This is a genomic window from Escherichia sp. TW14182 (genome assembly GCF_000208525.1).
In the GTDB taxonomy this organism is placed as follows: Bacteria; Pseudomonadota; Gammaproteobacteria; order Enterobacterales; family Enterobacteriaceae; genus Escherichia; species Escherichia ruysiae.
This window is the reverse complement of record NZ_AEJZ01000026.1, coordinates 1-9,773: the sequence shown is the minus strand read 5'-3', so window position 1 is coordinate 9,773 and position 9,773 is coordinate 1. Positions and strand designations below refer to the sequence as shown.

9 protein-coding genes and 1 pseudogene are annotated in these 9,773 nt (G+C 52.2%); 4 read left to right on the top strand and 6 right to left on the bottom strand.

Annotation, left to right across the window (positions count from 1 at the left end; translation table 11 throughout):
- Positions 1-138 precede the first annotated feature (138 nt).
- Positions 139-453, top strand: a complete 315-nt coding sequence (locus EQY_RS0103100) for a DUF485 domain-containing protein (RefSeq protein WP_001296646.1) — start codon at positions 139-141, stop codon at positions 451-453.
- On the top strand, positions 450-2,099 hold the full coding sequence (actP, locus tag EQY_RS0103095; protein ID WP_000832547.1) for a cation/acetate symporter ActP: 1,650 nt from the start codon (positions 450-452) through the stop codon (positions 2,097-2,099). Before EQY_RS0103100 ends, actP begins: the two co-directional genes overlap by 4 nt.
- Positions 2,100-2,137: 38 nt before the next feature.
- On the opposite strand, the gene EQY_RS0103090 is transcribed toward actP, so the two are convergent.
- Together EQY_RS0103090 and EQY_RS0103085 are read right to left on the bottom strand one after the other, a co-directional pair.
- The gene (locus tag EQY_RS0103090) at positions 2,138-2,827 is read right to left on the bottom strand and encodes an LrgB family protein (protein ID WP_000181102.1); all 690 of its coding nucleotides are present in this window, start codon (positions 2,825-2,827) and stop codon (positions 2,138-2,140) included.
- The gene (locus tag EQY_RS0103085) at positions 2,820-3,230 is read right to left on the bottom strand and encodes a CidA/LrgA family protein (RefSeq protein ID WP_000109436.1); all 411 of its coding nucleotides are present in this window, start codon (positions 3,228-3,230) and stop codon (positions 2,820-2,822) included. Before EQY_RS0103085 ends, EQY_RS0103090 begins: the two co-directional genes overlap by 8 nt.
- Positions 3,231-3,333: 103 nt before the next feature.
- On the opposite strand from EQY_RS0103085, the gene EQY_RS0103080 reads away from it, so the two are divergent.
- Positions 3,334-4,218: a LysR family transcriptional regulator gene (locus tag EQY_RS0103080; protein WP_000354952.1), complete on the top strand. Its 885-nt coding sequence runs from the start codon at positions 3,334-3,336 to the stop codon at positions 4,216-4,218.
- A gap of 35 nt (positions 4,219-4,253) precedes the next feature.
- Here EQY_RS0103080 and EQY_RS0103075 read toward each other — a convergent pair whose 3' ends face one another.
- The 3 genes from EQY_RS0103075 to soxR all read right to left on the bottom strand — a co-directional run bounded on the left by EQY_RS0103075 (position 4,254) and on the right by soxR (position 8,415).
- On the bottom strand, positions 4,254-5,903 hold the full coding sequence (locus tag EQY_RS0103075; protein ID WP_000402198.1) for a Na+/H+ antiporter: 1,650 nt from the start codon (positions 5,901-5,903) through the stop codon (positions 4,254-4,256).
- A 150-nt stretch (positions 5,904-6,053) separates the two neighbouring features.
- Complete coding sequence (ghxP, locus tag EQY_RS0103070) at positions 6,054-7,403, bottom strand: guanine/hypoxanthine transporter GhxP (protein ID WP_000106864.1); 1,350 nt, start codon at positions 7,401-7,403, stop codon at positions 6,054-6,056.
- A 547-nt stretch (positions 7,404-7,950) separates the two neighbouring features.
- Positions 7,951-8,415, bottom strand: coding sequence for a redox-sensitive transcriptional activator SoxR (soxR, locus tag EQY_RS0103065; RefSeq protein WP_000412428.1), 465 nt, complete (start codon positions 8,413-8,415; stop codon positions 7,951-7,953).
- 85 nt (positions 8,416-8,500) lie between these two features.
- On the opposite strand from soxR, the gene soxS reads away from it, so the two are divergent.
- Positions 8,501-8,824, top strand: a complete 324-nt coding sequence (gene soxS / locus EQY_RS0103060; RefSeq protein ID WP_000019357.1) for a superoxide response transcriptional regulator SoxS — start codon at positions 8,501-8,503, stop codon at positions 8,822-8,824.
- Between the two features lie 2 nt (positions 8,825-8,826).
- Here soxS and EQY_RS0103055 read toward each other — a convergent pair.
- Positions 8,827-9,744, bottom strand: a pseudogene (locus EQY_RS0103055) (EAL domain-containing protein); the annotation flags it as partial.
- Between the last annotated feature and the right edge of the window lie 29 nt (positions 9,745-9,773).

Sequence of the window (9,773 nt, the reverse complement as noted above, 5' to 3'; positions counted from 1 at the left end):
CATCAGGCATTGATTGCCGGATGCGGCGTATAACGCCTTATCCGGCCTAGATTCGGCAAGGGTTACCTGAGCGATAACCTTCTCCCATAAGGGAGCGGGAATTAAAACAATCCCTACATTACCTCTGGAGAATCTGTGATGAATGGCACTATTTATCAGCGGATAGAAGACAATGCGCATTTCAGGGAGTTAGTCGAAAAACGGCAACGGTTTGCCACCATCCTGTCGATTATTATGCTGGCAGTTTATATCGGCTTTATTTTACTGATCGCCTTCGCGCCCGGCTGGCTGGGCACTCCGCTGAACCCGAACACCAGCGTCACACGCGGGATTCCAGTCGGTGTTGGAGTGATTGTGATCTCCTTTGTTCTCACTGGTATCTACATCTGGCGGGCGAACGGCGAATTTGACCGTCTTAATAATGAAGTCCTGCATGAGGTACAAGCATCATGAAAAGAGTTCTGACGGCGCTTGCCGCCACACTCCCTTTCGCAGCTAACGCGGCGGATGCTATTAGCGGGGCCGTAGAGCGCCAGCCGACGAACTGGCAGGCGATTATTATGTTCCTGATTTTCGTCGTGTTTACGCTCGGTATTACCTACTGGGCGTCAAAACGTGTACGTTCTCGTAATGACTACTACACCGCAGGCGGCAATATCACCGGTTTCCAGAACGGGCTGGCGATTGCGGGTGACTATATGTCTGCCGCCTCATTTTTGGGCATCTCCGCGCTGGTGTTTACCTCCGGCTATGACGGCTTAATTTACTCGCTGGGCTTCCTGGTGGGCTGGCCAATTATTCTGTTCCTGATTGCCGAACGTCTGCGTAACCTCGGTCGCTATACCTTTGCGGATGTGGCCTCGTACCGTCTGAAACAAGGGCCGATTCGTATTCTTTCGGCCTGTGGTTCTCTGGTGGTCGTGGCGCTTTACCTTATCGCCCAGATGGTAGGCGCAGGTAAACTGATCGAACTGTTGTTTGGCCTTAACTATCACATTGCGGTGGTTCTGGTCGGCGTACTGATGATGATGTACGTCCTGTTCGGCGGAATGCTGGCGACCACCTGGGTACAGATTATCAAAGCCGTACTGTTGCTGTTCGGTGCCAGCTTTATGGCCTTTATGGTGATGAAACATGTTGGCTTTAGCTTCAACAATCTGTTCAGCGAAGCGATGGCGGTGCACCCGAAAGGTGTCGACATCATGAAGCCGGGCGGGCTGGTGAAAGATCCAATATCTGCGCTGTCGCTGGGGCTGGGGCTGATGTTTGGTACGGCTGGCTTACCGCATATTCTGATGCGCTTCTTTACGGTCAGCGATGCCCGCGAAGCGCGTAAGAGCGTGTTCTACGCCACCGGATTTATGGGCTACTTCTATATCCTGACCTTTATTATCGGTTTTGGCGCGATCATGCTGGTCGGTGCGAATCCGGCCTATAAAGACGCGGCAGGGGCGCTGATTGGCGGTAACAACATGGCGGCGGTTCACCTGGCCAATGCGGTAGGCGGTAACCTGTTCCTCGGCTTTATTTCAGCGGTTGCTTTCGCCACCATCCTCGCGGTGGTTGCCGGTCTGACGCTGGCAGGTGCATCGGCGGTTTCGCATGACCTTTACGCCAACGTCTTCAAAAAAAGCGCGACCGAACGTGAAGAGCTGCGGGTATCGAAAATCACCGTCCTGATTTTGGGCGTGATTGCCATTATCCTCGGTGTCCTGTTTGAAAATCAGAACATCGCCTTCATGGTGGGTCTGGCGTTTGCCATCGCGGCGAGCTGTAACTTCCCAATCATTCTGCTTTCTATGTACTGGTCGAAACTGACCACGCGTGGTGCGATGCTGGGAGGTTGGCTGGGGCTGATTACCGCTGTAGTGCTGATGATCCTCGGCCCGACTATTTGGGTACAGATCCTTGGTCACGAAAAAGCCATCTTCCCGTATGAATACCCGGCGCTGTTCTCGATCACCGTGGCATTCCTCGGCATCTGGTTCTTCTCGGCAACCGATAATTCAGCGGAAGGGGCGCGTGAGCGTGAACTGTTCCGTGCGCAGTTTATCCGTTCCCAGACCGGCTTTGGCGTTGAGCAAGGCCGCGCACATTAATCTCTACCCTTCCCCGGTCAGGCGACCGGGGAATTTCTTCAGAACATCATCCAGGCCACCAGCGGCGAAACCAGTACCATTAATACGCCAGAAAGCATCATGACCAGACTGGCAACCACGCCCTCTTGTTGACCCAATTCATACGATCGCGCGGTCCCGGCGCCATGAGACGCCGCGCCAAATCCGGCACCTTTCGCCATCCCTTCGCGAATCGAGAGACGTAAAAACAGCACGTCGCCAATCGCCATGCCAAACACGCCGGTGACCACCACAAACAACGCCACCAGATCAGGCTGTCCGCCGAGCGACTGGCTCGCTGCCAGAGCAAATGGTGTAGTGACCGAACGCACCGCCAGGCTACGCTGGATCTCATCCGACAGGGTAAATAATCGTGCCAGCCACACCGAGCTGGTCACTGCCACCACCGTTGCCGTCAGTACGCCCGCCGTCAGCGACATCCAGTGACGTTTAATGATCGCCCGATTGTCATACACCGGCACCGCAAAGGCGATGGTTGCCGGGCCTAATAACCATAGTAGCCAGTGCGCTTCGCCAATATAGTTTTGCCAGGAAATATTGCCAAAAACCAGCAGCATAACCAGTAGCGCAGGCGTCAGCACCAGAGGCATCAACGGCAGTTTACGAAAGCGGCGATAAAGGCGTTTGTTAAGAAAATAGATAACCAGGGTTATCGCCAGACAAAGCACACTTAACTGAAAATTAGTCACGGTTTAACCTGCGCATTTCATAGCGATAGACTTTTTCCACTACCCAGGCGGTCGTGCCCAATACCATCACCGTGCTCAACGCGATCACTGCAAAAATACGCCAACCATCCACCAGCAATAGTTGTGCATAGTTCACCACCGCCACCACGGCAGGAACAAAAAACAGCAGCATTTCAGCCAGTAACCAGCGCGCCCCGGCACGTACCCATTGCAGAGGAATAATGCGGCAAACAATCAGCGCCAGCATCAGGATCATCCCCACCAGGTTGGCAGGCAGCGGCAAATGCAGCCAGGAGACGAGATATTGCGCAAAAATAAATAAACCTGCATACAGCACAACCTGCACAAATACCTGAAGAGATTGCACAACGGCAGGGGTAATGCGGCGAAGCGCCACGGACATGAGGGGATATCCTGAAAATAAAACAGAACGTTAAGTATAGAGAGCCTCATGCCGCTACTGAAATGAATTAAAATCATTGCAGGTATAGTCAAAGGGAATAGTTATGGATATCAGAACGCTGCGTTATTTTGTCGAAGTCGTGCGCCAGCAAAGCTTCACCCGCGCAGCGGAGAAGTTGTTTGTGACCCAGCCCACCATCAGCAAGATGCTGAAGAATCTCGAAGATGAGCTGAACTGTATATTGTTGATCCGCGATGGTCGTCGGCTGCTTCTCACTGATACTGGTCGCGTCGTATTTGAGCGCGGGCTGGCTATATTGGCTGAGTTTCGGCAACTGGAAGCTGAGCTTAGCGATATCAATCAGCTTAAAACCGGCGTTTTACGGTTGGGGATCCCGCCGATGGTTGGGATGTTAATGGCCGGGCCGATTGGCTTGTTCCGCCAGCGTTACCCCGGCGTGGAACTGAAGATTTCGGAGTTTGGTGGTCTGACGGTACAACAAGCGGTAATGAACGGCGAACTGGATATGGCACTGACCGCCCTGCCAGTAGAAGAAAGTGGCCTGACAACGTTATCGCTGTTTAGTCATCCGCTTTGTGTTCTGGTGCCGCGTTCAGGTAAATGGCTTGAGCGTGATGCCGTCTCACCAGAGACACTGGCGGAACATCCTCTTCTTATCTATAACGAAGATTTTGCCTTAAGTAAGCAATTGATGGCGTTATTCGATGAACATGGCGTTAAGCCGAGGATTGCGGTTCGCAGCGGACAATGGGATTTTCTCGCCGCGATGGTTCAGTCCGGTGTCGGAATAGCCATTTTGCCGGAACCCATTTGCCAGCGATTAGATAAAAACACCTTAAAATGGCTGCCGCTGGAAAGCGAATTACGCTGGAAATTAGGAATGATTTGGCGTGAGGGCGTTTACCTTTCCCACTGTGCCCAGGCGTGGCTGACCTGTTGTGAAGGATACTGGTTAACGCCAGAGTAAGACGGGTTGGCGGGCAAGCCCGCCAACCCTGCAGATTATTGATTTTCCTCAATCAACAACGCTTCCAGCAAATCGAGATCGTGCAGTAATTTTTGCAGCGTTTCGTTGCTGATCTCCCGCGTGGCGCGCAGGTGGTAGAGTTCAGCGCGTTCAGAACGCAGCGCCGCCAGACGGAAGCGACGCTCCAGGTTCTCTTCCTGAACCGAACTTTCAACGTCATTACGTCCATCGGCGCGACGGCGCAGATTACCAATGACGCGAGAGCTGACTTCAGTGAGCAACTGGTTGTCGATATTCTCTTCGGTATCCGCCGCCAGACGCTCCTCCATTTTCTGGATCGCCACAATTGCCACTTCAGCGGTTGCCGCGCGCGCGATTCGCTCCTCTTTCAACTGTTGTGAATGGTCTGCAACTTCAATGTGTTGTAGCAGAACAGGCAGCATCACTACGCCGACAAACAGCGAAAAGAGAATGACACCAGCCGCCAGGAACACCAGCTCATAACGCGCCGGGAAGACATTTCCATCCGGCAACAGCAGAGGAATAGAGAGCACACCAGCAAGAGTAATTGCCCCGCGCACCCCGGCGAAAGAAGCGATAAGGATTTCTCGTGTCGTCCACGAACCAAACTCCATCGGCTTCTTCTTCAGGAACCGGTTGCTGAACTTTTTCATCGTCCACAGCCAGCCAAAACGCACCAGCATTAGCGCCGCATAAATCAAGATGATGTCAGTAAACAGCATCCAGATTTCGACGTTAGGGTCAATTTCCGCCGCAACCAGCGACGTTTCCAGAATACCCGGTAGTTGCAGACCCAACAGCAAGAACACCATGCCGTTAAAGACAAATTCCAGCATCGCCCAGGTGCTGTTCGCGCGCAGTCGCATCGCCAGCGGCGCACGGCGCATCACGCCGGAACGGGTGATGGTCATCCCGGCGGCAACTGCTGCAAGGATGCCGGAAACGCCAATGTGTTCGGCAATCAGATAAGAGGCAAACGGCAGCAGGAACAGCAATACGATCTGCGTCGCGGGTTCATCGCCGCCCCAGCGGCTGAGGAAACGCAACGAGCGACCATACAGCCAGCTCACCGCAAAACCGGCGAGAATACCGCCAATGGCCACTTTCATAAATTCAACCGTCGCGCCGCCAACGGTGAAGATCATCGTCCCCATCGCAACTGCCACGGCAAACTTCAGCGACACCAGGCCGGAGGCGTCATTCATCAACGCTTCGCCCTGCAAAATACCCATGATTTTTTTCGGGATACGCCCTTCGCCAACAATCCCGGAGAGCGCCACGGCATCGGTCGGAGAGAGCACCGCCGCCAGCGCAAAGGCGGGTATCAGCGGGATACCCGGCACCACCCAGTAAATAAGGAAGCCAATGCCGACTACAGTGACCACCACCAGCGCCAGCGCGAGGCCGAATATTTCCCGACCATGTTCGAGAAATTCGCGGGTTGGTGTTTTCCAGCCATCAGCAAACAGCAACGGCGGGATAAACAAGACTAAAAAGAGTTCAGGATCAAACTCCACATGCAAACCAAACGTCGGCCACGCCAGTAGCGCACCGATGGCGATTTGCATAAGCGGAAGCGGGATCTGAAAGGGCATGACACGAGTGACCACCCCGGACAGCGAGACCACGAGGGTCATTATCAGTATGGTGAAGAAGATTTCCATGCGTTCCCTGTTTGCAATGTTTTTTATGATTTGAGAAAGGCGTTATGCCCGGACTCTCAGTTTTTCAGAATATCGCAAAAGCTCACACAATGTACGGAGAAAATAAAAACGGGCAGCCATTGCCACCCGTTTTCAGAATCTTATTAAAGCTTAGATAGCCCAGCCTCCAGCATAGAAGGTGACCAGCGCCACGGCGATAACGACCGTACCGATGTTCAGCTTACGCCATTCGCCAGAAACCAGACGACCAATCACCAGGGTCGCGAAGCCGATCATGATGCCAGTTACGATGTTACAGGTCAGCACGATGAATACTGCTGTTACCAGACCCGCCATTGCATCGACGAAATCAGCAAAGTCGATTTTCGCCACGTTACTCAACATCAACAGGCCAACGTACATCAGCGCCGGAGCTGTTGCGTAACCCGGAACGAGGTAAGAGAGCGGAGAGAGGAACAGAATCAGCAGGAACAGCACGCCAACCGTGATTGCCGTCAGACCGGTTTTACCGCCCGCTGCTGTACCCGCCGCAGACTCAATGTATACCGCAGCCGGAGCCGCACCGACCAGGCCAGAGAAAACGCTGCTCAGGGAGTCGGTGGTCAGTGCTTTACCGCCGTCGATAATCTGCCCGTCTTTATCCAGCAGGTTCGCCTGACCGGCTACCGCACGGATGGTTCCGGTAGCATCGAAAACAGCAGTCATCACCAGCGCCAGTACGCTCGGCAGAACCACAGGGTTCAGCGCCCCCATAATATCCAGGCTGCCAATCAGTGAATTGCCGTTTTCATCGCTCAATGAAGGCATGGCGAAAACGCCGGAGAAATGGACGTTAGGATCGAAGATCAAACCGACAATTGAGATACCGATAATGGTCAGCAGAATGCCACCAGGGACTTTCAGTTTTTCCAGGCCGATGATCACCGCCAGACCTACCAGTGACATAATCACCGGGAAGGTCGCGAAATCACCCAGCGCAACGGGCAGACCGTCGAGCGGGTTTTTAATCACCAGACCGACACCATTAGCGGCAATCAGCAGCAAGAACAGGCCGATACCAATCCCCGTGCCGTGTGCCACGCCGTGCGGTAAGTTGCGCAAAATCCAGCTACGGATACCCGTGGCAGAAATTACCGTAAACAGAACACCCATCAGGAACACGGCACCCAGCGCGACAGGTACGCTAATATGTTGCCCCAGCACCAGGCTGAATGCGGTAAACGCCGTCAGAGAGATGGCGCAGCCGATAGCCAACGGCAGATTGGCCCATAACCCCATCGCGATAGAACCAATCCCGGCAACCAGACAAGTTGCAACAAAAACTGCCGCTGGCGGGAAGCCCGCTTTACCCAACATACCTGGAACGACGATAACCGAGTAGACCATCGCCAGAAACGTTGTTAACCCGGCAACCACTTCCTGACGGACGGTGCTTCCACGTTGTGAAATTTTAAACCAGGCGTCGAGTGAACCGCCGGTACGCGCTGATGGCGTAGACATAAGAAAACATCCCCTGAGAGTTTATTTTTCGTCAAGATGCGTGGCGGACAATCCCCTGCCAGCGAAACGTTATTCTTCCTGCTTCAGGTTTGCGACAATCTGGGGCGTCGCAAAAAAGCAAACGTTTAGCTCCGCGCATACAAAACGGGTGGTAAAAAAAAGCAAACGATTATCCGGCGATCATAGCGGCTTTTTCAACCGAAGTTTGCTGCTTTTTTCCCTTTTCTTGTGTTGACGATGAAAAACCAGGCAATTGATGCGCAAACGTTATCGTGGATGCGCAAAATTACGGCATTTGTAGGCAACTTGTGGCGAAGGTTTACGGTAAAAAATCACGCAATATGGCAAAAATATTGCGGTTAAAAAGGATCACTTTGCACTGGCGAAGAAACAGCGGTGACATACAATTAAAGTATCAACACTAACCGGAACCTCCACCACGTGCTCGAATGAGGTGTGTTGACGTCGGGGGAAACCCTCCCGTGTACCAGCGGGATAGAGTGAAAGACAAAGACCGGAAAACAAACTAAAGCGCCCTTGTGGCGCTTTAGTTTTGTTCATCTTCCAGCAAGCGTGCGCCGGTGCCTTCTTCCCCTAAGCGGTCGCCCGGGTTACGCAACGGGCAGTCGCTACGCGAAAGGCAGCCGCAGCCAATACAACCGTCCAGTTCATCACGCAGCGCGACTAAGGTATGAATGCGCCGATCCAGTTCTTCTCGCCATTGCGAAGATAGCTGTTTCCACTCTTTCGCACTTAACGTATGCCCTTCGGGCAACACACCAAACGCTTCACCAATGGTCGCCAGCGGAATGCCAATGCGTTGAGCAATTTTGATAATTGCGACGTATCGCAACACATCACGCTTATATCGCCGCTGATTACCGCTATTGCGGATACTGGTAATCAATCCTTTGCTTTCATAGAAGTGCAGCGCCGATACCGCCACGCCGCTACGTTTCGCCACTTCGCCTGGAGTAAGCAAGGCTTTAATGCGGGGTAATTTCTTTTCCATAAATCGCTTTACCTCAAGTTAACTTGAGGAATTATACTCCCCAACAGATGAATTAACGAACTGAACACTGAAAAGAGGCAGATTTATGTCCCATCAGAAAATTATTCAGGATCTTATCGCATGGATTGACGAGCATATCGACCAGCCGCTGAACATTGATGTGGTGGCGAAAAAATCAGGTTATTCAAAGTGGTATTTACAGCGAATGTTCCGCACTGTGACGCATCAGACGCTTGGCGATTACATTCGTCAACGCCGACTGCTACTGGCTGCCGTTGAACTGCGCACCACCGAGCGCCCTATTTTTGATATCGCGATGGATCTGGGTTACGTTTCACAGCAGACCTTTTCCCGCGTTTTCCGTCGGCAATTTGATCGCACTCCCAGCGATTACCGCCACCGGATCTAGGGTTACTGCCCGCGCATGGCGTCATGCGCGGGTAATTGCTCTGCCCATGCCATAAAAACCTGCGGCGGCATCGCCTTTGCAAAGTACCAGCCCTGACAATAGCGCACGCCGCGTTTGCGCAGCCAGTTGACCTGATCCTCCGTTTCCACCCCTTCTGCAATCGTTTTTAGACCCAAACTATGTGCCAGTTCGATGATGTGTTCCGCAATCAAATGGCTGGTTTTATGCGTGGTCAACGTCTCAACAAACGATTTATCGATTTTCAGGATATCAATATTCAATGAGTTAAGGTTATGCAGGTTGGAGTAGCCAATACCAAAGTCATCGATCGCCACTTCGTAACCAGCCTGACGGAAAGCCAGAATAATCGGTGTCATTTTGGCGACATCTAAAAATGCATGTTCAGTGACTTCAAATTTAATTTGCTGCGGACGCACGGTGAATTGTTCTATTTTTTGATTAGTTAAGGCAATCACCCTTGAAGTATGAAAATCGGAGGCAGACAAATTAATTGAAGTAGATAATTCAGGGTGTTTTGCCAGCAAGGAACCAAGATCGTCAAACACCATATTAATGACATAATCTGTCACCTGCGTAATTAGACCCTCTTGTTCCGCCAGCGGAATAAACTCTGCTGGCGTCATTACCTGTCCCTGATTCCCCGGCCAGCGTAGCAATGCCTCAGCACCAATACATTTATTCGTTTTAATATCAATAATCGGTTGGTAATAGAGACAAAGCTGCCGTTTTTCGAGGGCACGTTGCAATTTACGCTTAGGTGACTGGTACTTCTGGTTTATACGCAGCCAGAGTAAAAGCAGCACCAGGCTGCCCATAATGCCTGCCGGTAAGGCAAATACAAGGTGATTATAAAAGTGTGACAAAATACGCTGATTGGAGGTTGCAACGATAGCAGCAATGGTGATGCTGCCAACTTACTGATTTAGTG